Source organism: Methanobrevibacter millerae, assembly GCF_001477655.1.
GTDB classification, from domain to species: Archaea; Methanobacteriota; Methanobacteria; order Methanobacteriales; family Methanobacteriaceae; genus Methanocatella; species Methanocatella millerae_A.
This window is the reverse complement of the sequence record NZ_CP011266.1, coordinates 1381305-1406162: the sequence shown is the minus strand read 5'-3', so window position 1 is coordinate 1406162 and position 24858 is coordinate 1381305. Positions and strand designations below refer to the sequence as shown.

The 24858-nt window shown below is 33.2% G+C and carries 22 protein-coding genes and 2 pseudogenes; 19 read left to right on the top strand and 5 right to left on the bottom strand.

The genetic code is table 11. The features are described from left to right. Positions 1–80: 80 nt before the first annotated feature. The 12 genes and pseudogenes from rhuM to SM9_RS06105 form a co-directional block, all read left to right on the top strand. A pseudogene (rhuM, locus tag SM9_RS12580) lies at positions 81–224 on the top strand (RhuM family protein); the annotation flags it as partial. A gap of 920 nt (positions 225–1144) precedes the next feature. After that, positions 1145–1687, top strand: coding sequence for a hypothetical protein (locus SM9_RS06150; protein ID WP_058739302.1), 543 nt, complete (start codon positions 1145–1147; stop codon positions 1685–1687). Positions 1688–2040: 353 nt separating this feature from the next. Further along, entirely contained in the window at positions 2041–3444 is a 1404-nt protein-coding gene (gene pyk / locus SM9_RS06145) for a pyruvate kinase (protein ID WP_198144330.1), read from the top strand. Between the two features lie 134 nt (positions 3445–3578). Then, positions 3579–4133, top strand: a complete 555-nt coding sequence (locus SM9_RS06140) for a flavodoxin family protein (protein ID WP_058739300.1) — start codon at positions 3579–3581, stop codon at positions 4131–4133. Positions 4134–4334: 201 nt separating this feature from the next. Further along, positions 4335–5939 carry an amidohydrolase gene (locus SM9_RS06135; protein ID WP_058739299.1) on the top strand — a complete coding sequence of 535 codons (1605 nt, stop codon included), beginning with the start codon at positions 4335–4337 and terminating at the stop codon, positions 5937–5939. A gap of 270 nt (positions 5940–6209) precedes the next feature. After that, complete coding sequence (locus tag SM9_RS06130) at positions 6210–6794, top strand: zinc ribbon domain-containing protein (RefSeq protein ID WP_058739298.1); 585 nt, start codon at positions 6210–6212, stop codon at positions 6792–6794. Positions 6795–6808: 14 nt separating this feature from the next. Continuing rightward, the gene (locus tag SM9_RS06125) at positions 6809–7339 is read left to right on the top strand and encodes a hypothetical protein (RefSeq protein WP_058739297.1); all 531 of its coding nucleotides are present in this window, start codon (positions 6809–6811) and stop codon (positions 7337–7339) included. A gap of 8 nt (positions 7340–7347) precedes the next feature. Then, positions 7348–8064 (top strand): hypothetical protein, encoded by a 717-nt coding sequence (locus SM9_RS12170; protein ID WP_198144328.1) that lies wholly within the window; start codon positions 7348–7350, stop codon positions 8062–8064. A gap of 9 nt (positions 8065–8073) precedes the next feature. Beyond that, positions 8074–8757: a zinc ribbon domain-containing protein gene (locus SM9_RS06115; protein WP_058739296.1), complete on the top strand. Its 684-nt coding sequence runs from the start codon at positions 8074–8076 to the stop codon at positions 8755–8757. 381 nt (positions 8758–9138) lie between these two features. Beyond that, positions 9139–9276 carry a hypothetical protein gene (locus SM9_RS12000; protein ID WP_157064687.1) on the top strand — a complete coding sequence of 46 codons (138 nt, stop codon included), beginning with the start codon at positions 9139–9141 and terminating at the stop codon, positions 9274–9276. A 578-nt stretch (positions 9277–9854) separates the two neighbouring features. Then, a complete protein-coding gene (locus tag SM9_RS06110; RefSeq protein ID WP_058739295.1) occupies positions 9855–10325 on the top strand; it encodes a hypothetical protein in 471 nt (156 codons plus the stop codon). A 135-nt stretch (positions 10326–10460) separates the two neighbouring features. Continuing rightward, complete coding sequence (locus SM9_RS06105) at positions 10461–11375, top strand: hypothetical protein (RefSeq protein ID WP_058739294.1); 915 nt, start codon at positions 10461–10463, stop codon at positions 11373–11375. Positions 11376–11496: 121 nt separating this feature from the next. On the opposite strand, the gene SM9_RS06100 is transcribed toward SM9_RS06105, so the two are convergent. Beyond that, complete coding sequence (locus SM9_RS06100) at positions 11497–14838, bottom strand: C1 family peptidase (protein ID WP_058739293.1); 3342 nt, start codon at positions 14836–14838, stop codon at positions 11497–11499. A 279-nt stretch (positions 14839–15117) separates the two neighbouring features. On the opposite strand from SM9_RS06100, the gene SM9_RS06095 reads away from it, so the two are divergent. The 3 genes from SM9_RS06095 to SM9_RS06085 all read left to right on the top strand — a co-directional run bounded on the left by SM9_RS06095 (position 15118) and on the right by SM9_RS06085 (position 18050). Next, entirely contained in the window at positions 15118–15759 is a 642-nt protein-coding gene (locus tag SM9_RS06095) for a DUF447 domain-containing protein (RefSeq protein ID WP_058739292.1), read from the top strand. A 210-nt stretch (positions 15760–15969) separates the two neighbouring features. Continuing rightward, positions 15970–17355 carry an MFS transporter gene (locus tag SM9_RS06090; RefSeq protein WP_058739291.1) on the top strand — a complete coding sequence of 462 codons (1386 nt, stop codon included), beginning with the start codon at positions 15970–15972 and terminating at the stop codon, positions 17353–17355. A gap of 137 nt (positions 17356–17492) precedes the next feature. Then, positions 17493–18050 carry an Ig-like domain-containing protein gene (locus SM9_RS06085; RefSeq protein WP_058739290.1) on the top strand — a complete coding sequence of 186 codons (558 nt, stop codon included), beginning with the start codon at positions 17493–17495 and terminating at the stop codon, positions 18048–18050. A 175-nt stretch (positions 18051–18225) separates the two neighbouring features. Here the strand turns inward: SM9_RS06085 and SM9_RS06080 are convergent, their stop codons facing one another. Next, positions 18226–19203 (bottom strand): phosphatase PAP2 family protein, encoded by a 978-nt coding sequence (locus SM9_RS06080; protein WP_157064686.1) that lies wholly within the window; start codon positions 19201–19203, stop codon positions 18226–18228. Positions 19204–19320: 117 nt separating this feature from the next. Continuing rightward, positions 19321–20736 (bottom strand): alanine/glycine:cation symporter family protein, encoded by a 1416-nt coding sequence (locus tag SM9_RS06075; RefSeq protein ID WP_058739288.1) that lies wholly within the window; start codon positions 20734–20736, stop codon positions 19321–19323. Between the two features lie 289 nt (positions 20737–21025). Between SM9_RS06075 and SM9_RS06070 the strand changes: the two are divergent. After that, positions 21026–21379 (top strand): annotated as a pseudogene (locus SM9_RS06070) (IS5/IS1182 family transposase); the annotation flags it as partial. 225 nt (positions 21380–21604) lie between these two features. Here SM9_RS06070 and SM9_RS06065 read toward each other — a convergent pair. Continuing rightward, the gene (locus SM9_RS06065; RefSeq protein ID WP_058739286.1) at positions 21605–21811 is read right to left on the bottom strand and encodes a hypothetical protein; all 207 of its coding nucleotides are present in this window, start codon (positions 21809–21811) and stop codon (positions 21605–21607) included. A 328-nt stretch (positions 21812–22139) separates the two neighbouring features. On the opposite strand from SM9_RS06065, the gene SM9_RS12375 reads away from it, so the two are divergent. After that, positions 22140–23006 (top strand): SHOCT domain-containing protein, encoded by an 867-nt coding sequence (locus SM9_RS12375; protein ID WP_058739285.1) that lies wholly within the window; start codon positions 22140–22142, stop codon positions 23004–23006. Here the strand turns inward: SM9_RS12375 and SM9_RS11680 are convergent. Continuing rightward, a complete protein-coding gene (locus SM9_RS11680) occupies positions 22984–23469 on the bottom strand; it encodes a restriction endonuclease subunit S (RefSeq protein ID WP_083495855.1) in 486 nt (161 codons plus the stop codon). The genes SM9_RS12375 and SM9_RS11680 overlap by 23 nt on opposite strands. A 45-nt stretch (positions 23470–23514) precedes the next feature. Between SM9_RS11680 and SM9_RS06050 the strand changes: the two genes are divergently transcribed. Together SM9_RS06050 and SM9_RS06045 are read left to right on the top strand one after the other, a co-directional pair. Continuing rightward, the gene (locus SM9_RS06050; protein WP_157064685.1) at positions 23515–24048 is read left to right on the top strand and encodes an Ig-like domain-containing protein; all 534 of its coding nucleotides are present in this window, start codon (positions 23515–23517) and stop codon (positions 24046–24048) included. A 207-nt stretch (positions 24049–24255) separates the two neighbouring features. After that, positions 24256–24804 carry an Ig-like domain-containing protein gene (locus tag SM9_RS06045; RefSeq protein WP_157064684.1) on the top strand — a complete coding sequence of 183 codons (549 nt, stop codon included), beginning with the start codon at positions 24256–24258 and terminating at the stop codon, positions 24802–24804. Positions 24805–24858: the final 54 nt, after the last annotated feature.

Below are 24858 nucleotides of genomic sequence, written 5' to 3'. Positions count from 1 at the left end.
TTATTCAATCTCCTTTTCTTTTTTTAAAATTATTTTCAATTGGAATAATACATTTGTAGGATGAAAATTCAGTTGTCAAAAAAATTTTGACAACTCCCCGTGATGGTAAAAGTTATGAAAATAATTTTTTTAATTTGGATGCAATAATATCTGTAGGTTATAGAGTAAACTCAAAAAATGCAACACATTTCATAAAATGGAATACTAAATTATTAAACGAATAGATAATTAATGGATTTGCATTAGATGATGATTTACTAAAATTGGTAATTGTTCAATAAAAATTATTTTGATGAATTATTTCAAAGAATACGTGAAATTAACAGTATTTTTTTTAATATTTGGGATTTTGGATATATATTTTATAAAAAGACTAATCATGATTGAAAATAATCTTTTTAAATTATTAATAGTTATGTTTGAATTATAAATGTTGAGAGAAAACTAGTCAATTAACAATGTTAATATCATCCATAAAAAATTCAAAACTATATTCAATTCATAACTATTGGCTATTTATCCTATAGCTAGGTGAAGATAATGCAGGGCAATGACTAAATAAGCAATTGCAACACAAATATCTTCAATCATTTGTATCACCTTAAAATTTAATAGCATATTATTTTTCTCTATATATTTTGTGGGAGTTTTACCAATATTTAGATGTAATGGTTTATCTTTTGAAATATTTAAATTAATAAGTTTTTTGTTAAAATAAAATTCTATTGTTTCTGTAAAATATATTTCAGTATGTAATTTTGCTTTAATAAATAATAAAAGGGTTTAAATACTATAACTTTCATATTCTAGTATAGACATCTTTTGATGTTTAATCATGTATTCATCATTTAATAGCATATACATGATTTATTTTGTGGAAAAGGATGGGATTTTTCCTATCCTTAAATTAAACTTATTTTTAATTCGATTTTTTTGTATGAAATGTATTTAATTTCACTTTTTTTTTAATTTGTGATTGTGAGTATTCATATTCAATATATTATTTATTATAATGACATTTTCATCAATCACTATTGTTTTTATCAATTGATTTTTTCAAAATAATTAACTATAATAATTATTAGTTTTAGGTTAATTTATTTTATAGGCAGGAGAAAAAGTTGTATTCAATATCAACGGCGTAATGTATGAAAGAACCAGCAATGCATCAGGACATGTGAAAATGAACATCAACTTGAATCCTGTAACTTACGTCATCACTGCTAATTACAATGGTTTGATGGCATCAAACACCATTAAAGTATTGCCTGTTCTTTCAGCAAAAGACATTAATATGAAATATCGTGATGGAACAAAATTTGAAGCAAAACTCGTGGACGGTAAAGGAAATCTGTTTGCAGCACAAAAAATTACATTCAACATCAATGGAGTCTTTTATGAAAGGACAACCGATGCAGGAGGAATAGCTCGTTTAAACATTAACCTGCAGGCCGGTGAATATATCATTACTTCCACGTTCAATGGTGCTTCATTGGCAAATAAAATAATAATTAGTGGTTCTGATGTTAATACAAATTCTACAAATATAAAATCTCCTGAGGAACAATATTTTGACATTCTTGGTCCAAATGGTGCTAATGGGTATGTATATTATCCTGATGGTACTTATGAGTATTATGTTGATGATATTGTTGTTGATGGAAATCATTTTGGTGATAAAACTTAATTGTTGTCGGGATTTATTCCCAACTATTTTTTTCTTTTTTCTGCTTTTTTTATGCATGAATTATTGATTTTATGATTCATTATTTTTGTACTTGTTATTATAACTATGAAAATTTTCATGCTTATTATTAAAATTATTTAATTAATTAAGTATTGGCTAAGTTATATTATAGTTGGTGCACATTATTTGGTGTGGTTATTGACTGTTTATGTAATATCAAAGATATGGGATGAAAAATATAAAATAAATTTGGTGAAAAGTATAAAATAGTGTCTTGTGAAAAATACTGTCCAATGAGTTTATCAAATATGTTAACCAGAAAATTATATAGTTGTTTTTAATTGGGTGATATCGTGAAAAAAACGAAAGTCATATGTACTATAGGTCCGGCATCTGATTCAGCCGAAGTCATGGAAAAAATGGTTAATGAAGGCATGAACTGCGCTAGAATTAACCTAAGCCATGCAACAGAAGATGGAATACTTAAAACCATTGATAATATTCGTGAAGTTAGAAAAGCCACAAATCTTCCTGTAGCATTATTGTATGATACCAAGGGACCGGAATTTCGAACATTAAAATTTGAAAACGGAGGCGTCAGTCTTAAAAGGGGAGATACAATCAAAATGAGCAAAACCTGCAATAAGGGAAGCGAACTTGAATTCGGAGTAAACCACAGTGATGCAATCGACTTTATTGAGGTGGGCGACAAGGTGCTCATAGACAATGCCCTTCTTGAGCTTGAAGTAATCAGAAAGGAAAATGATTATGTTCTTTTAAAGGCATTGGGGGACGGAAAAATCCAGGACCACAAAACAATCAATGTTCCGGGAGTAAATCTGAAGCTGGATTTCATGAGCGATGACGACAGAAAAGACATTACCTTTGCAGCTACACATTCATGTGACTATCTGGCACTGTCATTTGTAAATGCAAAAGAGGATGTCATTGAAGCCCGTGAAATTGTCGAAAAAGCTGGAGGAGATGCGCTTATCATTTCAAAAATAGAAAGCCAGATGGGAATAGATAACATTGATGAGATAATAGACGAATCCGACGGAATAATGGTTGCAAGAGGAGATCTTGGAGTGGAAGCTCCTATGGAAGAACTGCCAATGATTCAAAAAGACATCATCAGAAAATGCCGTGAGAAAGGCAAATTCGCAATTGTCGCAACAGAAATGCTTGCATCAATGTATGAAAGTCCAAGGCCTACAAGAGCGGAAGTATCAGATGTTGCAAATGCAATACTTGACGGAACTGACTGCGTGATGCTTTCCGGTGAAACAACAATAGGAAAATATCCTATAGATGCCGTTTCAATAATGAGCAGGATATGTGAATATGTGGAATCAACAATCGACTATTCAAAGCATGTTGCCTACACAGGATCAATAGGCATCAGCGATACAATAGCAAAACTGGTTGTGGAAGCCGCACAATACACTGACATCAAGCTGATTGTCACAACAACCATGACAGGTTTCACTGCCCGAAAAATCAGCAATCTGAGACCAAATTCACCAATATTGGCCTGCTGTCCGTCCAAGCACATTGCAGAAAAGGTTGTTTTGAACTTCGGCGTCAAGCCAATAATAACCGACGTATATAAAACCACTGACAAGATGGTTGAAAATGCAAGAAAAATGGCCATAAAGGAATTCGATTTAGTGAAGGGAGATTTGATAATAGTAACAGGTGGATTTCCAATAGGAAAGACAAGAAAAACAAATTATTTAAGGATAATGGAGATATGAGTGAAGCTTTCAGTGATAATGCAATGCTTTTTTAAGCATTATCGCCCGCTTTCAGCAAAATCATTAGCTTAAATAGAAACAAATATCAATATTTAAATCTGAAATATATTATTATATTTTTTGGAGATTTTATTATGAAAATTTTAGGAATCAATACAAGTCCAAGAGAAGTAAGTAACGTGAGAATTGCTCTTGAAGCTGCACTTGATGCCGCCTGTGCAAAAGGGGCTGAAAGCGAAATTGTAGATGTAAACAAATTAACAATCACTCCATGTCAGGGTGACAACTACTGTAAAGAGCATGATTCCGAATGCGCTTTAAATGATGATATGCAGGATATCTATCAAAAAATAGAAGAAGCTGACGCAATAATCCTTGCAAGTCCAATATACTTCTGTGACGTTAACGCTCAATCAAAACTCGTAATCGACAGACTATATTCTTACTTTATGAACCCTAAATATGGCGAACTCTTTTCAAATAAGAAAGTTTCAATTATTGCAACCCATGGTGCCGCTCCTTTTGAAGCATTTGAAAGTTCCCTTAACACTCAAATGGCAGCTTTTGAAGTATTGGGATTCAAAACTGGCGATATTATTAATCTGGAGGACAATAATGTTCCTGGAGCTATCAGCGATAAGGATGAACAGTTGCAGAAGGCAAGAGAGCTTGGTGAAAACTTAATCTGAAAAGTTAGCCAATATGATAAATGTGCTGAAAGCGTATTCAGCGATAAAGAACTGCAAAGGAAATGGAGTAATTAGATTATCCAATTACTTTCCTTTAACTTTTTTTGTTTACTTATTTTTAATAAATGTAATTCTTTTATGATATTTTTTAAAAATTTATTAATATCTTTGTTCAAATATATTACATAATTGGTGGTAATCATGACAATGGATCAAATAATTTTAGGAAATATCTATACCCTGGACAGAAAGGTAGAAGCGGTATGCGTAAAGGATGGAATAATCCAGTATGCCGGTTCAAAAAGAGTTGCCCTTCAGCTGATTGATGAAAATACAGAAATTTTGGATTTTGGAGACAATTTCATCTATCCTGGATTTATGGAAGGTCATGCTCATGGACTTCCGGCAGGAAATATAAAGGGATTTTCAATTGACCTGAGTGAGGGAAAGACCCTTGAGGATTATGTTGAAATAACAAGAAAGTATGTTGAGGATAATCCCGGAAGAAAAATTTACACTGGAAACAGCTGGAAATTCGATAATGAAGAGCCTACAGCATCAATGCTTGATGATGTTTCAGCCGATGTTCCAATTGCACTGACCACACAGGACGGCCATTCCATATGGCTGAATACGGCTGCAATGGAATATTTTGACATCGATGAAAAGCTTCTTGAAAAATACTCAACAAATGAAGTCCGTGTTGATGATGACGGCAGGCCTACAGGATACCTCTCAGAAGAACCGGCCATCACATTGAATTCCCGGATAACAAAAAGCGATGAGGAACTGCGGGAGTCTCTTTTAATCTGGCAGGAATTTGCATTCAGCAACGGAATCACTGCAGCTCTCGATGCTCATGTTGGCTATTACGGATATCCGTCAATCAAAGCATATGCTGACCTCTCCAGAGAGGGAAAGCTGAAGCTTAGAACATATGCAGTCCGTACGGTAGGAAACACAGATGATGTTTTGGATCTCATCAAACTGGCCAGTGAAGTCAACAACGAATACTTCAGGATTACAGGTGTTAAGGTATTCGTTGACGGTGTTGTGGAGGCACATACGGCCTGGCTTCTGGATGAATATGAAGACCAGCCGGGATATTTTGGAGTCAAATCATTCGATGACCATGATAAGCTTGTGGAATTTGCAAAGATTGCAGGAGAACATGACATGAACGTTCACTGCCATGTGGTAGGTGACGGAGCAGTCAAATTCGCTCTGGATGCATTAAGTCAAGCTCAAATCGAAACTGCTAATATGGACCAGAGAAATGCCTTTGCCCATCTCGAGATTGTAGCTCCGGAAGACATTAAAAGAATGGCCGAATACAATATCATAGCTGTTGTTCCGCCGTTATGGTCTCCAAAGGAAAATATTCAATACGACCTTGAAGTGGCATATCTCGGAGAGGACAGGGCCGAAAACTGCTATCCGATAAAATCCTTCATTGATGAGGGTGCAAAGATTACTTTTCACAGTGATTATCCTGTATCTTCACATTTCAATATTCCACAATCAATTTATGCCGCCGTTAAAAGAGAATATACATTTGCAGAGTGCCAGCCTAGAAATCTAAAAGAATCAATTGGCGTTAGGGATGCACTGGATGCAATGACAATCAATGCCGCCTACCAGTTCGGCCAGGAAGACCGTCTCGGATCTCTTGACATTGGAAAGATTGCAAACATGGTTGTCTATGATACGGACTTTTTAAATGATGATATTGAAAAGATACCTGATGCAAAGCTAATTTCCACAATAGTTGACGGTGAGGTTGTCTATAGAAATACTAATCTTTAAATTCTAAACAATAGCTTAACTCTAAGCTATTTATTATTTTTTTTGATTTGAAATTTTTTTAAAACATTAATCATCATTCATGTCACTATTTTAAATTATTATTTCTATTTGAAAAGAATATTTGAATGTTGGATAATATGGGCTTAAAAAAAGCTGATAAGAAAACAAAACTCCTCACCCCAAATTAAACGGGGATTTCTAAAACACCTAAATTTTTATATCATTATTAACAGATTATCAATAAAATAGTAATATTTTTTGGTGTGAAGTATGACAACGGAAAAGGAGTATGTCGAAAGACTTGAAAAAATCATTGATAAGCAGGATGCTTTACTCTCACAGCTTGACTCCAAGTTCAATCAGCAGGATTCCTTGAATGCGTCTTTGGCAAAACAGAACAAATATTTAAAAGAGGATATCCAAAAGCACAAAAGCCTTACAAGGGATATGAATAAGACTGTTACACAGCAGAAGAATGTAGTGGCAAAACTTAAAAAGGAACTTGAAGAACAGCTCAAAATCCAACAGAATCTCCATAAGGATTATGGGGAGGTTATTAAAAATTTAACTGATGATTTGGAAGCTGAACAAAAGAAAAATGAGGAATTAATCAAAAAGCAGACCAGTTTGGAATCTCAAATTAAAAAATTACAGGATGATTTATCCAAATCCAAACAGACTCCTGCAGTTTCTAATGTTTCCGGTTATTACGGTGCAGTGAATCCATCTTCCAGCACATCCCAAGATTCATCTGCAAATGAAACTTCTAAAGAAGGATTAAAAACATGCCCTAATTGCGGTTCTCAAATTCAGGAGGGCTACGTATTTTGTGATTCATGCGGTACAAAACTGTAGTTCGGTGATTTGAAATGGGGTTTTTCAATAACATTAAAAACATAAAGGATCAGGCTTTGGAAATTGATTCCATTCAAAACATTGACCAGCTTCAGGGCATATTTGATAAAATAGATGATCAGGCTGAAAAGGAAAAGGAAAAGAAAAAGGAAGAAAAAGAATACTTTGAAAGCTTGTCTGTCGAAGAGAAAGTGGAATATAAACGGATTCAGAAACGAAATCAAAATCTAAAAAGATTAGGAATGTATGGTTTGACGGTTGCAGGAATGGCAACAGGTGTTGGAATTCCGGTTTTGATGGCGGCCAATATTGGAAGGATAATGGCTGATGATAATTTAACATTTGATCAGGAAAAGCATGATGCTAAAGTAGAAAAATTAAACAAAAAAGGAAAAGGATCACCAGACCAAAAAAAGGCTCCTCCAAAACCCAGAGAATACTTTTCAATTTCATACGATAAACAGGGACTTCCAAAAGTATCAACGCTTGTTGACAGGGATCCCTTTAACTTACAAGAACGTTATAATGAACTCATGAGAGAATAGTGATAAAAATGGCAGATGAAAAATATGTTGATTTAAACGGTGACGGCTACAAAGAAACAATAGTATCAGATGAAAGCGGTGACGGAAACTACGATACAGTTTCAAGCGATACAACAGGTGACGGTTATGTTGACACTGTCATAACGGATACTGACGGTGACGGCTACGCAGATACTGCAGTATATGACACTGACGGTGACGGCTACGCAGATTATGCAGAAGCAGATCTCAACGGTGATGGTTATGTTGATGCGGCCGCAGCAGACACGACAGGTGACGGAAACTTTGATACTTACGTATATGATACAAACGGTGACGGTTATGTTGATGCGGCAGAATATGACACTGACGGTGACGGAAACATTGATTACGGTGAATATGACACTGACGGTGACGGCTATGCAGACTTTGCAGCTGCTGACACAACAGGTGACGGAAATTACGATACATATGCATATGACTCAAATGGCGATGGATATGTAGATTTCGTTGGCCAAGACACTGACGGTGACGGCAATATTGATGTTGGGGTTGCAGACACTAATCATGACGGCTATGCTGATACTTATGCTGCAGATACAACAGGTGACGGGAATCCTGACACATACGGCTTTGACTATGATGAAGACGGCGAAATTGATGAATACGGCATCGATGAAGACGGTGACGGAGATATAGACTACTACACCGACGATATTGATGACGATGTATTTGATGATTTCTAGGTGTTGAAAATGGTTATTTGTTCAAATTGCGGACATAATGCCGGTGAAAGTAAGTTCTGTCCCGAATGCGGTACTAAAATTGAAAAAGAATCTATCAATAAATTATGTCCTAATTGCGGAAGTGAAATCGGCGGAAGCAAGTTCTGTCCAAACTGCGGCTGGAGTGAATCCCGCGACAGTTCTGATAAATTAGATAAGATAATTGATATTGATAGTAAATTATCAGGTAAATTTTCCAGGGCATTAGGTAAAAGCAGGGCTGTTGATAAAATATTTGATAAAACAGCATCTATAGGTCTTAAATATGCAGATGGTGGAGATAATGTCATCTCCCGAAAACAATGGGAATTAATTGAACCAGTTTTCCTTGAAGTTTTAGATACAATTGAAGATGAGTTTATAAGAGCAGTTCTCATGATAGAAAGAAATATTTTAGGATCCGGCGGAGGAAGTGCTCTTGGCGTAGTTATCTCATCAGTCTATGTTCCAACAAAAGGCATGCCTCATGATGAAGCCGTTGCATTCTATCAGGAATGGGCAGATAATATTGCTCAAGACATTGAAAAAGAAAAGCAAAAAGGAACTTTTAATAAGGAGAAATATTATAAAAAGAGACTTAAAGATTCCACTTTAGAAAATTTGACTCTTGTAGGTATTCCTAAATCCTTTAAACTTTGGAAAGATAATCAATAGATTCTTTCCCAATTTTTTTATTCTCAGGAGTAGGTTTTTTTGACAGGAATATTTTACAGTATTATTTAACTTTATAGTCTCTCTATATCTACTTCTTTTAGATAATAGGTGGTGTTAATGTCTTCAAGTTCGTCAGTTTCTATGATTGTGCACCAGATGGGCCTGACATTACCATCAATACTGTCGGCCACCGCTGCTGGATTTCTTTTAATCCAAGTTCAATCATCGCCAAAACATTTATATATCATGTTTTTTTGATTACAATTTTTTAAAATGGTTATAATTTTACAAAATGGCTTAAACAAACTTTAAATAAGATTTTAACAATATGTTATCTAGTAAAAGGCCTCAAACTATAGGTATGGTGGGAGGTGAATAATCATGAAATTTTTAAGTAATGTTTATTTGTTTATCAGTTCAGTTTTTTCCACATGCTGCATTGGTGTTCTTTCCATGCATCTCTACGGAGGTGAGAACGGTGGAGTTAATCATCTTCACGATTGGAACATATTGGTTTAATCTTGCTTCATTTATTAAATCATTGATGATTCTAATTAAATGTAGAAGATATTAGCTCACTTTTTCACCTCTGTTTAACGGGTAATTAAATATAAACAATTCAATGACGGACTTTGAAATTCAAGTTTCGTGAGGCCTTTTTCCCGGAGAGAACACTGTTTAATTACCTTCTTTTAAAAAAATAGTTAAGTTTATATAATAATTTGATAATACAAGTATATAAGAGAATTACTTTTAAAGTAAACCTCTATGGAGATGCAAATCTATAGTTTTTAATGTCTATGTGGAATATTGTAGAGATTTTTTCTCTGCAATAAGACATTAAATTTGACTTTTTTTTATCACTGATTTTCGGAGATTTATTTAAACATTAAATTAACCTTGTAGAAACCATTTTTAAAATATTTGTATTGCTCTGTAAATGTTATATAATACATCTTTGAGTTTTGTTTCTTTATTCTGGAGTTTTGTACTTCTACTGAAGTTTCCTCTATTAATTTATTAAAATTAAAGCATTTATAATGATTTATAAGTAAATTAAATTAATTTAAATAGTTTGTAGAGGCATATATTTATATATGTCTCGAAATAACGCCCCTACATTTAAATTTAGGTCTGAATTAGTATTTAATGATATCGTTACATTTTGTGAAAATGCTGTTTTGTTGAAGGATTTTGCTCCTAAAGAAATTGCAATATTATTTTATCATATTGGACCCTCAGACATTAAAATTATTTATGAAATGAGCAATCCTGTCTGTGAATGTGGAAGTAAGCTTCATAAACACGATTTAATAAATTGGAACATGGATAAAAAATATCCAATTTTTAAATACCGATATATTTGTCCAAAATGCAAGAAAACAATAATAACACCTTTAGAACCCATAGTTAAAAAAGGATGCAATTATACTGAAGATATTCGAGTCATGACTATGAATTTATATTCTAAAGAACACATATCCTATGCAAATGCCACTAAATTCTTAAATGAAGCATATAATTTGAATTTATCAAGGCAATCTACTTATAATTTTAATGATAAATAATCAGAGAAATATATTTCTAAAAAAGAAGAAAAAATACAAGAAAAGTTAAATGAAAAAAATATTGAATCCACAGGATTTCCAGGCCATGATGAATCATTTTTAACAATAAATGGAAAAAAATTTGCATTTCTAGCAATGATTGATTCCAACAACCAAAGTATCATAAATGATCAAATAATACCTGAAAATGAATATCGAGATTTTTTAGAAACATTTATAATCTACTCACAAAAAGATTTATCACCATATAAAGACCCAAACACTCTCAATCCACGACATCCTTTATTATTAACAGATTTAAAAAAGAATACATTAATTGGAGATGAATTAAAAGAATATCCAATAATTGCAAAGAAAGCAAACATGAATTTCCACCCCTGCGGATTTCATATAATCATGAACCAACGAAAACCTGTATGGAAAACACAAAAACGACTAGAACAGAAAAAACAAAGAAATCAAAATAGAATCAACAAAAACAAAGAAAAAATACATGAATACTATGAAAAATACAAAGGACAATCCCCAAATTTTAAAAATAAAGACTCACGACGAAAACAAAAAGACAAAGTCATAAAAATGGAAAAGGAAAACAGAACACTACAAAAAGAAAATAGCAAAATACAAAAGGAAATAGACCAATATGAAAATTACAATGAAAGAATATCCGAAATATTCAATCAAGAAACATTTAAAAATGCAAAATTAAGATATAACATACTAAAAAATCAAATAAAACACTTACCTGACGAAATAGCAAAATTCATAACTAAACTAGGCAAAGACCTAGACAACACATTATCACATATTGAAAATGAAAACATTCCCAAAACAAACAACTGGCTTGAAATATTCTTCAAAATTGTATTTCCTAAAAAATACAGAAAAAGATTTAAAACAACCCAAGGAGTAAAAAGATTCTTAAGAAATGGAAAAATCAAATGGTACGAAAATATAGTACTAAAAACTGAGATAATTCCAGATAAAAATGACGCATGGTCCAAATTAAGCCAAAAATCTGGGAAGAATAAACTCATGACAAAAACATGAAAAAATTTGTAAAAATTATATTATAACCCACAAAATTTTTTACAAAGTCTAAATATTTTTTAATTATAAACATCAAAAAACGTTTCATGAATTAAAAAAAGAAAAAAGGTTGAGAATTACCTCAACTTCTGATAGTTACTTTGTTTGATGTTGCAGCGCCGTTTTCATACATTGATGTGATGATGTATTCGCCTGCCATCAGTCTGATGTTTAGTCTTGCGGTTCCATTCTCATCGGTTGTTCTGTTATAAAAGACTCCGTTGATGTTGAATGTGATGTTGACGCCAGCCAGTGCTTTTCCGGTTTCGTCAAGCAATGTTGCCGCAAACTGTGTTCCGTCCATGTATGTCATGTTAATGTCTTCTGCGCTCAGTACAGGCAATACTGTAATACTGTATGACATTTGAAGGCCGATCAATGGGTCTATTGCTGTTAATATGTATTCTCCAGGGTTAAGGTTGATGTTTAGTCTTGCGGTTCCGTTTGCATTGGTGGTTCTGTTGTAGAACACTCCGTTGATGTTCATTGTAATGTTGGCATTAGGGACAGCTTTGCCGGCACCGTCAATCAATGAAATATAGAACTGTGATTCGTTTTTATAGTATTTAATGAGATTTTCAGCCATTAATGTCGGCAATACTGTAATCGTGTTTTCAACAGTTGCTTCGTTGTAAGTTGTTTTTATTGTGTAGTTTCCAGGATTTAGGTTAATGGCTATTTTTGCGGTTCCGTTTTCATCTGAGATTCTTGTATAGTTCATGCCGTTGATTTCAAATGCAACGCTTTCGTTTACTGCACCGATTTCAGCTTCAAACCTGGAATCGTTTTTATATATTTTAACTAAATCTTCGGTTATTATCTGATTTTTGGACTCCAGTGTGTATACTTTAAGGCAAACTGTCATGTTCTTTTTGGAAAAATCAATCCATGTGTTTGCATCACTGCTTACATAAGACATTTCAGGCAATAAGTGTTGTCTTGATTTATCTTGGAACGGAACGTTATTGCTTTTGAATACGACTTTGAATGTGTCATTCTCTTTTACTGGAATGTTTTTGTTTAGTTTGATTGTTCTGAATCCTGCAAATGGACTTGTTCCGTTTTGCGTAAGTTTCAACTCGCCATTTACATATATCTTGAACTCATAATAAACCCCAGTATCGTTGAAGTAGGTTCCCACTGCCGCCAGGTCTGCCTTTTCAACAGCTTCAAATTCATTGCTGTAGAATGTGTAGTTGCTTGTGAAATTTTTAAGGCCTGAAAAATCTGTCTGATAATTGTATGTGTAGTTTTCAGTGTTTTCTATTATAAAAGCTACAGTATAATCAATAGTGTCTTTATCTTTACCATAAACTGATGTATCATAATAGGATATGTATGCATATCCGCCATCTCCCCATTCTTTACCCCAGCTGTTTTTTATTATCCATGCTCCGTTGCCTGGTGGGGTTATATTAAATTTTTCTTTAGGGTAATTGTCATCCCATCCTATTACAGCTACTTCATGATTTGGTTCATATGTGTTGTTGTTGTATATTGAAGTTGTTTTTTCATTGTAATATTTACCGTCTCCTGCATATGTAAAAGTAACTGCTCCATATTCGATAATTGCTCTTTTGATTAATTCTCCTGTTTGGTTGTAGCATAATTTGTTTTCATCTCTCTTGATTGGAATTAATAATGCATCCTGGATGTGAATTTTGTTTATGCTGTCGAGTATGTCTGAAATTTTTCCTGCCTGATCGTATATGTCATCTTCTTGAGGCAAAACACCCATCCAACTTAAGATATATCCTAATGCGTCTAGTGAAAATCCTCCTTCAAAGTTAGATGTAGATCCGTATCTGCTGTATATCAGTTCGCTGTTTTGAACATTGTTTTCAGATAAGTCATATACTGTTCCTGTTGCTTTTAGAAGTGCTGATTCAAGTGCTGCAATTGTACCGAATACCCAGCAGGCACCCATTCGTCCCTGATCTTTAATTGGTGTTACCCAGCCCCAGTCACGAAGGTCAAATTTGGATGGCAAGTCTGTGACGTTGATGCTGTTGTTGATTAGGGTAAGTTCAAGGCCTTCATCTGTATATGCAATCGGATAAATGCTTAAGTTTGTATAAAATTCGTCATCGTTCCATATATTGTTCTCCTCAATGAATTCCTTTGTAAAAAGTGATGATATGCTTTGCTTTGAGTTGTTGAAAAATGAATTTCTGATATATGTTGAGGTATCATAATTATAGATGGTGTTTGGATTGAATTCACTGGAATTATCAACTTTGTTTGAAATAAAACTGCAGTTATCTATAATTGTGGCGTTCAATTCAGAATATATTGCTCCACCATATTTTAATGCGTTATTATCTTTGAATAGGGAATCTTCAATAATCAGGTCTGAATATGATGTGTATAGTGCTCCGCCGCTAACGCTTGCTTCATTGTTTGTAAAGCTGCTGTTCAGTATGTATAAGGCACCGTTGAGGTTTAGGATTGCACCTCCAAATTCGGATTTGCAATTGATGAAATTGGAATCGGAAATAAGCATATCTCCTGCAGTACTGTTATTTTCGAAATACATTCCTCCCATATCTGTAAATATTGCTCCTCCGTTCTTTTCGCTTGAAACATTGCTGAAAATAGACTTTTCAATCACTATTCTTGTTTCATGAGGGTACTTTTTTGTCATATTGTTAAGAGGTATTCCTTTGACTGCAATTGCGCCGCCAGTCAAGCTTGAATGCAAATTATTGAACCGACAGTTTTCAACGAATAATTCTATTCCATTATAGTATAATGCAGCACCATATTCTGATTCAATATTTTCAAATACGCAATTGTCCAATCTCACGGTCTCTGTTCTGGCATTTATGAATCCCATTTTTGTTTTTGAATTTGAAAATACTGAGTCTTTTACAGTCAGTGATTTTGCTGATTGTATGCGAATTCCATATCCTGAAATATTTTCCATAATACACTCATTGAGTGTTAAATTGGATGCAGAATAAATAACTGGGTCATTTATTGTGCCTGAATTGATAAACTTGACGTTGTTTAGAGTTAGGTTGGATTTTGAATTAATTGACATATTTAAAACATTTTTAATTGTTAAATCATTAATCGTTATATTGGATCCTTTCAAATTAAATAAACTTAGTCCCTCTGTGCTGTCGGCATCTATGGTGTGGTTATTTCCATTAATTACAAAATTCTTCTGGTCTATAGTTATGTTATTCTTATTTTTTGGATTTAAAAAATCCGAATCCGCTTCTTTATTAAATTTATAGTCTGAGCTCATGCTGAATTCATTTTCACTAGCCGTAATATTATTTTTCAGGTCGGTGAATGTGGCTGGAGAATTTGAACCACCATCTGCCAGTTCATATGTGTTTTCCATGTCGCCTGCACAAACACTACCTATTGAAAACATAAATAATACTAAAACTAGTCCTATTATGTACTTATTCATTATATCAACCATTTTTTTAATTTTTTACAATAATTGTTTTGTTTTTTATGATATTTAATATTAAAAATTAATTCCTCCAGTTTCAGGCAAGATGTTGTGATTAGGCTTTGTGTGATTTCAACTGAGTGCTGATTGTTTAAATCAGTTCAATAATTATTGGTTATCATGAAAACATCTAAAAAATAGTTTTTTTAAAATAATGGAATCTAAACAGTTGTTTGTACAGCTTGAGTAATATATATAATAGTGAATCGTTTCAATTATTATTTAAGTGATAAAATGGCAATAGATTTAACTGATATAGGTATTGAAGAAGGGCAAAAATATGAAGGAATTTACACCACAATGAGCAAAGACGGGGTGAAAAATGCGGCTCCTATCGGAATTGCATGCAAAGGAAAGGATAAGCTTGAATGCAGGCTCTTTGTAGGCACTCAAACATTGAAAAATATTATGGACACAGGAAAATACGTCATAAACATAACCTTCGACCCCCTTTATTTTGCAAAATCAACCATAGGCAATCTTGATATTACTGAGTTCAGTGATGATGAGGATATTGCAATACTTAAAAATGCGGAAGCATACATTATCTGTGAGGTTACAAGCATCAGAAAAATGGATCCGATTAAAGACCATGTCACATCCAACGGCGAAGCATATATCATATCAAGTGACGCTTTAAAAATCGTCAAGAACAATCCCTGTGCAAAAGCTATAAACAGAGGACTTTTCGCGCTTCTCGAATTCCTTACAAACTATACCCGACTTGACCTTGTAGGAAAGGACCAGCAGGATTATTTCATCGGAAGATTCAATGAAAACAATCGTATGATAAAAAGGGTTTCCGATGAGGATACGATTGAAGCTATGGAGATTCTTAAAAAGAGCATGATTGAAAAGGGCTTTGATGTTGAATGAATTTGAGTATCGAAATGGATATGCTTAATGGGGGATTAGGTAAATCCTAATTTATATCTTTTGGGTTTTTCGTAATGCAATTATATGAAAAACATAAAATGAAATTGGTGAAAAACATAAAATTATTTAAAGTTTTGCTGTGATAATTTTTGAATGTTTAAAATGGGATTCTAAAAAACATTAAATATAATCATCGATTAAAATAAAACTATGAGTTTTCTTTCAGGTCATAATTCAAAATTCAGTTCAAAAGATATGTTGGTTTTAGTTATTGCAGCATTGATTCAGTTTATAACATCATTTATCGGAAGCATGATTCAGGTTGCAATACCTTTAATGTCCAGTGACCTGAATTTGACTATTGAACTTGCAAACTGGATTTCAATTTCATATATGATTGCATTGATTGCAGTTTCAATTCCATTGTCAAGAGTCATTTCCAAGTATGGCGTCAAGAGATTTACCATCATCGGCGTAATTGTCTTAAGCATTGGATTAATCATGTCCGCAATTGCTTCTGACGTTTATTTCCTTCTTTTTTCAAGGGTCATTCAGGGAATTTCCGTTGCAGTACTTCTCATAAGTATCTACATGTTCGTTGTCAATCAGATATCTGAGGATAATGTCGGCAGTGCACTGGGCATTGTCGGATCCATGGGATATATTGGAATGACTTCCGCTCCGACGATTTCAGGATTTGTTGTTTATTACCTCTCATGGAGGCCGCTTTTTGTTGTAATGGCCGTAGCACTTGTAATTGAACTGATATTGCTTTTTAAAATTGACGGTGAATGGAAAAATGACTCAAAACCGATTAACGTAAGGGGATCATTTTTCTATATTCTTATAATGATTTTGTTTGTTTTAGGCCTAACCAATATTACAAGGCCATTCGGCGTGCCGCTTCTGATTTTAAGCTTCATTTCATTTTTCATATTTGTCAAGGTTGAAATTCACAATTCAAACACGATTTTTGATTTGAACCTTTTCCGTGACTTCAGGTATGTGGTAGGCAATTATGCGGCTTTCATCGCCTATTTCATCACTTTCATTTCAACATATATTCTTAATTTTCATTTGCAGTACGTTCTCGGCTTTGATTCAAGAATTGCAGGTATAATACTGCTTTCAACTCCTTTGATTATGGTTTTAGTTTCCCCATACAGCGGAAAGCTCTCCGATAAGTATGATGACAGGGTTCTGGCCGGAATTGCAATGTCAATACTGCTCGTTGTAATGTTTTCACTATGTTTCATAGAGCTCTTGCCGTTGTATCTGCTGGTAGCGGTCATGATTGTTCAGGGTATCGGACACGGTCTATTTTCACCTCCAAACAACAAGTATGTTCTCACGCTTGTTGACAATGATGATTTGGGTGATGCATCATCAATGCTGACCTCCAGCAAAGAGATAGGTAAAACAATCAGCCTATCCACATATAATGTAATCTGTCTTGTAATAATAGGAAATCAGGCAATAGGCAGTGATACAATACCTGGGCTGATTTCATCTTCACATTTAATCATGGCAATAGCTAGTGTTTTGACATTGTCTGCAGCCATATTGCTTTTCTACTCAAAATTCCGCTATGATTAGCCAATTATAGTGGATCCTTTTTATTGAATTTGAAAATAAACTTATATTACTAACATCATATATACTAATTATATGAATTGTTTCCTTCATGATTTTAACTTTAAAAATTGGATAGGAAATAAAAATTTGGTGATAAGATGGATTACAATAAGATAATAATAGCATTGGTTGTCGTGATTGTCGTCATGCTTGCGGCAGGATTTCTGTTTTTAAACCCAAGCCATGCCAAGGTCGATTCAAGAGTGATTGTAACAAGCAATTCTACTTTGCATGATGGGGATACTTTTGCCGTCAAACTGACAGACTTGAATAACACTCCAATAGCCAATCAGGCAGTTAATGTTACAATAATTGATGCCAATGGTGGAAAAAATCCTCAGGTGGTAAACACTGATGCAAATGGTTATGGAAGTCTGCAGTTGAACGGTTTAACTCCCGGAGAATATACTTTTAATATTACATATGGTGGTAATGAGAATTATACTGACTGCAATTTCACTCAAAAGATAACTATTGAAAAACCGGTAACTTCATCAAACTCTAATGCAGTTTCATCCAGCCAACCTTCTGATTGGGTTGATTCTAATGGTGTACCTCATTTCTATGAAAACGGAAAGGAATATGTTGGTTCAAGAGATGGGCAGCATATGGATATTGCAACCAGTAATTATGTTAGAGAACATGGAATGGCCTGATATTTTCTTTAAATTGATTATTGCTACAGATTATCTCCTGCTTTTTTTATCTTTTTAATCCGTTGCTTGGGTTCAATACCATTAACCGCTTTCAATTACTGAGTTTAAAAATATTGCTTTGAAAAATAATTGAGAATTCAGTTAATTTCTGCAATGCTAAAAAAAAGAAAAGATGTTATGAAATGTCTTCATAAACATCCTTTTTACGGTTTTGGAAGAATTTTATAACGGCAGGAACAATCAGTATCACATAGCATGGGAACATGAAAAAGTTCAGGAAGTTAGACATTAACGGGTTAAGTGAAGCTTTAATCAAAGGATATAAAGCATACATCAAAATCATGTAACCTATATAAGCGCCGGCAATTCTTAAAAATTTACAGTCAAAAGGTCCGTCGATTGTAAATTTAATGAATCTTCTCTCGATTATCCATGGAACCAATATTCCAATGGTAAATCCGACATCCTTATATGCATCAATAGCCATTTTTGCAGGATCAACTATTAATTTGCCTGCACTGTCATAATCCATTGGATAGGATTTGAATGTTGCATAAACCAAAAGCAGAACTGACAGTAAGATACCTGCACCGACTATAATCAAATCAAAATTAGGATTGTCCTCCAGCTTATCAAATAATTTTCCAACAATAAACAGTATTATCAGGGAAATTATGAATGCGCCTATAACATCGGATAAATAATGCACACCGAAATAACATCGGGTAAATGCCATCAGCACAAGACAGAAAATGAAAAGGAACTGCAGTCCTTTTGTGATATTGCCTCTGATGACGGATCCGATAAATAATATTGTTGCGGATGTAATGTGTCCGCTTGGAAAGGAATATCCTGTAGCTGATTCCAAAGCCTTTTCATAAGGATGAACATTGGGATCGCTCATCCACGGACGATAAACACAGGCCGTAAGTTTTGCAAAACTGTTGGCCAAACGGGAAAATGACAGTGACACTAACAGGTATTCCCCTAATTTCTTATCGTAACTCCAGTAGATTACAGCAATAAAAAACAGGATAATAGGTAAGTTTCCAAAGTCCGTAAAATTCATAAAGAAAGTATTTAAGGGTGCTCCTATTGATTCACGTATTCCCTGAAGAAATAACAAAAATGCAGTAGTAAAAATTTTTTTCACCTGATTAAATATTTATCCTTTATTTATAAATATCTTTCAGATTATCATTTAAAGAGGTTTCAAGCGGAAAATATTCATTTGATGGTGATGTTAAAATTGTGTTGGGAAATGAATTGTTCATTTCCAGAAATCCAAGTCTTCTTCATTAATATCTATTGAACTTGCCTTGAATATAGGATTTTTCCCGGCTTTTTTCTGTATTTCATAATCTTTAAGACATGCTATAGCATGTTTTCCAAGAATCATACATGTCGGCAGGTTGATGAGTGTCATCGCTCCCATTGTGATGTCTGCCATCGCCCATGCGGCATCCATAGGAATTATTGCACCGACAAAAATGACTACTGTACATGCAATATAAAATATGTTCATGAATCTTTTTGAAGGCTTGACCTTATTGTTCATGAATGTAAGTGCATTGTCGACATAGTAGATGTTTCCAAGCAATGTTGTGAAAGCAAAAAGAACCATTGCAACTGTGATGAATACAGGCCCGGCAGTTCCAAATACGGTTGATATTGCATTTTGCACATATGGAGCACCTGAAACCGCAGCATCTCTTGCAACTCCTGTTGACAGGCACATGAGTGCTGTGGCTGTACATAAAATCAGTGTGTCAATGTAGACTGACAGTGTTTGCACCAGTCCCTGTTTTGCAGGGTGTGAGACTTTTGCGGAGGCTGATGCGTTAGGTGCTGAACCTACACCCGCCTCGTTTGAAAAGAGTCCTCTTTTTATTCCGTAAACCAGACATGACCCTACAATACCTCCGGCAATTGACTTGAAATCAAATGCATCCTGGAAAATAAGCAGAAACATTGGTGGAATGTTTTGGTAGTTTATTAAAATCACGATTAAGGCAACTGCAACATATGCCACGCCCATGATAGGCACAACTGTACCAGTAACTTTAATGATTCTTTTTCCACCACCCATGAGGCAATATCCTGTAATGACTGCAAGAATGCCCCCTATAATGAGCGGAGTAACGGCAGGGTTATAGAATGAGTAATCCATGAATGTGGACTGGAGGTTGTATGAACATAACAGATTGAATCCCAGTGCATATGTTGCAATCAGGCATATGCAGAAGAGTATCGCCAGCTTATGCTGTTTCAGTCCTTTTTCGATGTAATATGCAGGACCGCCGTATGCCTGTCCGTTATTGTCTTTTCGTTTATATATCTGTGCCAGGGTACTTTCCATGAATGCTGAAGACGCTCCGATAATACACATAATCCACATCCAAAAACAGGCCCCAGGCCCTCCCAGACATATTGCAGTCGATACTCCGATGATGTTTCCGGTTCCCACCCTTGATGCGGTTGACACCAGCATTGCCTGCAGGGAGGATACTGAATTTTGATCTTCTTTCGGTTCCAATATGAGTCTTACAGACTCAACTGCCAATCTGATTTGCACTCCTTTTGTAGTGAAAGTAAAATACAATCCTGCCGCTGCCATTACAATAATCAGAACAGGAAAGTACATAAAATCGTCGATTTGTGTTAGTATTGTAAGTAAATCTATCATAAACTCATCCTTTAGCAATTGGTGATTCAAACTTTAAAACAGTGTGTTTTTTGAATCATTATTTATTATTTATGTTTTTAACATATAAAAAACGTATTAACTTGCTAAACATCGTATTATCTTTTAGATATTTTTGATAAAAAATTTAACTGATTATAAAAAAATACCAAAAACGAACAGTTTGGTTGAATTGCTTTTCAAGTAATGTTCTGGTAATAAAACGGATTTATCGAACTATGCTGAGAATAACATGGATTAATTGATGATTAAGATAGATTGAATGCAATGTCCTCAAAAATTTCCAAAAGACAATTTCAACAAAACAAAGCTTAACGACCAATTATCCTACCCATTACAAGTATTTAAAAAAACAAAGAAAGTTTTAGCACAAAAACAATTTTATAACAACCTAAAAATAGAATTATTCAAAAAATTAGACGATTGGAAGAAATTCAAACCAATTCGAGGAAAAATAGAAGACTTTTTTAAATTACTCAAACAAGGACTCAACATGAAAGAAATACACAAATATACACCAAAATCAATGGCAAAAACAGTATATTTAAATGTATTTTTAGGAGCCTTAATCATATCACAAGGATTTTACTCAAAAACAGCCATACAACAATTATCTGAGAACTAAAAAATTCAGACCCCTAAATGCTTTTTTATCTGTGAAGATATTGAAAACAAAAAGTGAGATTTGAAAATCAAATATTATTATGAAAGGGGATTTTTATTTGCTTTTCAAATAAATTTAAATTATTTTTAATATGTATTAGCATGCTCATGTAAATGAGTTTGGCGAATATCTGTGTATTAGTTATTTCAGCAAATTTAGAAAAATATTTAAGTTAAATAATGATTTTTAATAATCTTCATAATCATCGTCATCATCAATATAATTTGAATCTCCGGAATCGTCATCGGATGAATCGAAAAATGATGTGTCATTGTCATCATTGTCATAGAATAAATTCATCGCTTCGCTTTCATCGATTAAATCAGACCCGCAATGTTGACAAACCGCATTATTCGGATTATTCAATCCACCACAAACAGAACAGGTTATCATATTATTTGCCTCCTGTAGAATATCATATTATTAATTATTATGCATTATATGATAAATATGTTTTTATTAACATAAATACACGTATTTTATTAAAATAAAGATTTTTATTTCAACACATAAAAAAATAGATTATTATATTGGTTTAAAAGATGCAAGCAAGTACTTGCATACGGAAATCTTTATATGAGATTATTTCGATGTGATAAATATGAATAAAATATTTTTATTTTTAATTAAATATAAAATTATATATTGACAGTTTAGATATAAATTATGTATAACTATTAAAAATAAAATAATTTGTATTAATATGGGAGGGAATATTAAAATGGGTTTATTCGATAAGAAAACTGATGAAGAAAAAAGAATCGAATCCGAAGCATTAAAAGAATTAGACACTTATAAAGAAGATACTTTTTTCAAATTCAGACAATTATTACCATTATATGGTATATCCAATATGGGGTTTTCAGAAACAAGATTCTTCAATACTTGTTTTAAAAAAATTAAAAAAGAAATAAAAAATAATAGTTTAAAATCAAATGAAATAAAAGGCAGGTTTACTGAACTTTTAAATGAAAAGTATGGTGAACCAATGAACCAATATGAAGCCAACAAAAAATTACAAGAAGAAAAACTAAAACCATTAAAAGAAAATGAAAAGAAATTAGAAGAAAAATTTAATATCAAATTCCAGAATAGAGTATGGTTTAAATGTGCTATTGAAGAAAGAAAAAATTCAACTTTCACAAATACTAGTCGTAGAGAAGTTGATAATGCATATGTTTTCATTGAAAACAACTATTTAGAAATACTTAAAGAATCTGTATTCTTAAAATCTAATATGGGTACACGTAAGATTTATTTTGAAAATGTCGCTGGTATTGATTATGATGCACGAGGTAAATTACATTTAAGTAGCAGTTTGATTATTAATTTAAAATCAGCTGATTTTATTCAATTAAAAAATGTTCCTGAGAACATGGTTAATGCAATTGATAGTAGATATAATTCTTTTTTACATCATAAAAATAACGCCACTCAAAATACTGTTGTTATTGAAAAAACTAGTTCTGAATCAGATAAAGTTGATCCAATGAAAAAAATAAAAGAAGCTAAAGAGTTATTGGATGTTGGTGCAATAACTGAAGAAGAATTTGATAAAATCAAAGCTAAATATTTAAAAGATTTCTAAAAATATAAAATCTTTTTTTACTACTTTTTTTATATAAATTTTTATTTATATTTTGTTTGAGTTGGATTCGTTCATTTAAAAAATTATAAATATTAACTATTTTATCTTGAATTTCAATAGATGGAACTGGAACTTCTATATCGCAAAATTGAGACCAATCTAAACTTCCTCTGATACTACTATCAGTATAAAACCAGCACAATCTATCAAATTCTGATCTTAAAAAATATAACATTAAAAATTCTGATTTTAATATATTTTCATCCAATATTTGAAATATTTTATAAGCTGGAGATATTATAGATGGATTTTCATTATTATATCTGGCAACACGTATGGTTCTATCTCTACCTACTTGCATATTATTATATGCAAATTGGTCTTTATGGATTAATTTATATCGTGCTAAATTAGTTCCGACTGTGTTTGCAACAGAGGGAATGAATTCTTTATTAATATTCATTCCAACTAAATTACTGACGGTTAAATCATTATTTGCCTTTTAGTTGTGATTGTTATACTTCTTTTGGCGGGTTTAGTTGCAATAATGCCTCATGCAAATAAACAAAACACAAATCTGACCTTTGCAAATGGACCGGAACTTAACGAAGGTGATTCAATACAGATTAGGCTGACTGATGCTAATGGAACAGCACTGGCCAATCAGACCGTAAATATAACTGTAACTGATAAAGACGGGAATAGGGATTATCATTCAGCAGTTACTAATGGCGAAGGAATTGCTGCTTTAAAATTGGATAAAAGTGATGGCCAATATAATGTAACCGTTAGTTATGCCGGTAATGATAATTATCTGAACTGCTCTTCAGCCCAACAGTTCACTGTTAAAAAAGCCGTTATTGAAAGTGTAGGAAGCACTAATAATGGGGATTATCTGGAAGGTCCTGAAGCCGATAGTCTTGGTATAACAAAAGAGCAGGCTCTTCGATCAGAACGGATCAGTGGCCTGGATGTAAAATATGATGCCAAAAGCGGTCTTTATGTACAATATAATCCGAAGCGGGGGATTTATCATACTTAGATAAGTTTTTAACATTTACATTATGGCTGGCGCATTATGCAGGGAAGCTTTGCAGATTCAAACATCTGATGTTGGGATTTATTCTCAACTCTTTTTCTATTTTTTTATACACTATTAACTAATAATAAAAATACATTAACAGAAAATATTAAATGTTGTTGGCAAGATATTAATACACAACATAATAACAAATTTAATAAATGGGGAGTGCAAATGGAAAATAATAAGATTATAATTGCTTTATTAATAATAATTATCGCTTTGCTTGTTGTTTTTGGTGTGATGTATATAAATCCAACAACAAATGCAAAAATAAACACGAAAATTACAGTTACAAGCAATAATACTTTACATGATGGAGATAGTTTTTCTATCGCGTTAACAGATATTAATGGTACACCACTTGCAAACCAAACAGTTAACATAACTATTATCGATGCAAATGGGGCTAAAAACCAACAACAAGTAAAAACAGACGGAATGGGTAATGGAATTCTGCAATTGAAAGGGTTAACTCCTGGGGAGTATACATTTAATGTTACATATGGCGGAAATGATAATTATTCAGTTTCAAACATGACTCAAAAAATAGAAATAAAGGAAGTTGTAAAAGAAACTACCAAATCGGTCTCAAGTTCTCCTTATAGTACCAAACCAGTTTATGATGGTCGCACAGTATGTTATAAAGATGGTATTCGGGGTGTATATAGTAAATCTGGAGAATTTTTCCCTGATGAAGGACAATTTTACTCTTAAACTTTTCATTGCTATTCCAATAATCATATTTATTTTATTCTTATCGGTGAATTT

Bases quoted from the DNA above. Each gene is read 5' to 3' on its own strand.
- SM9_RS06150 (WP_058739302.1), top strand. From the start codon at position 1,145: ATGTATGAAAGAACCAGCAATGCATCAGGACATGTGAAAATGAACATC.
- SM9_RS06140 (WP_058739300.1), top strand. From the start codon at position 3,579: ATGAAAATTTTAGGAATCAATACAAGTCCAAGAGAAGTAAGTAACGTG.
- SM9_RS06135 (WP_058739299.1), top strand. From the start codon at position 4,335: ATGACAATGGATCAAATAATTTTAGGAAATATCTATACCCTGGACAGA.
- SM9_RS06130 (WP_058739298.1), top strand. From the start codon at position 6,210: ATGACAACGGAAAAGGAGTATGTCGAAAGACTTGAAAAAATCATTGAT.
- SM9_RS06125 (WP_058739297.1), top strand. From the start codon at position 6,809: ATGGGGTTTTTCAATAACATTAAAAACATAAAGGATCAGGCTTTGGAA.
- SM9_RS12170 (WP_198144328.1), top strand. From the start codon at position 7,348: ATGGCAGATGAAAAATATGTTGATTTAAACGGTGACGGCTACAAAGAA.
- SM9_RS06115 (WP_058739296.1), top strand. From the start codon at position 8,074: ATGGTTATTTGTTCAAATTGCGGACATAATGCCGGTGAAAGTAAGTTC.
- SM9_RS12000 (WP_157064687.1), top strand. From the start codon at position 9,139: ATGAAATTTTTAAGTAATGTTTATTTGTTTATCAGTTCAGTTTTTTCC.
- SM9_RS06110 (WP_058739295.1), top strand. From the start codon at position 9,855: ATGTCTCGAAATAACGCCCCTACATTTAAATTTAGGTCTGAATTAGTA.
- SM9_RS06105 (WP_058739294.1), top strand. From the start codon at position 10,461: ATGATTGATTCCAACAACCAAAGTATCATAAATGATCAAATAATACCT.
- SM9_RS06100 (WP_058739293.1), bottom strand. From the start codon at position 14,838: ATGAATAAGTACATAATAGGACTAGTTTTAGTATTATTTATGTTTTCA.
- SM9_RS06095 (WP_058739292.1), top strand. From the start codon at position 15,118: ATGGCAATAGATTTAACTGATATAGGTATTGAAGAAGGGCAAAAATAT.
- SM9_RS06090 (WP_058739291.1), top strand. From the start codon at position 15,970: ATGAGTTTTCTTTCAGGTCATAATTCAAAATTCAGTTCAAAAGATATG.
- SM9_RS06085 (WP_058739290.1), top strand. From the start codon at position 17,493: ATGGATTACAATAAGATAATAATAGCATTGGTTGTCGTGATTGTCGTC.
- SM9_RS06075 (WP_058739288.1), bottom strand. From the start codon at position 20,736: ATGATAGATTTACTTACAATACTAACACAAATCGACGATTTTATGTAC.
- SM9_RS06065 (WP_058739286.1), bottom strand. From the start codon at position 21,811: ATGATAACCTGTTCTGTTTGTGGTGGATTGAATAATCCGAATAATGCG.
- SM9_RS12375 (WP_058739285.1), top strand. From the start codon at position 22,140: ATGGGTTTATTCGATAAGAAAACTGATGAAGAAAAAAGAATCGAATCC.
- SM9_RS11680 (WP_083495855.1), bottom strand. From the start codon at position 23,469: ATGAATATTAATAAAGAATTCATTCCCTCTGTTGCAAACACAGTCGGA.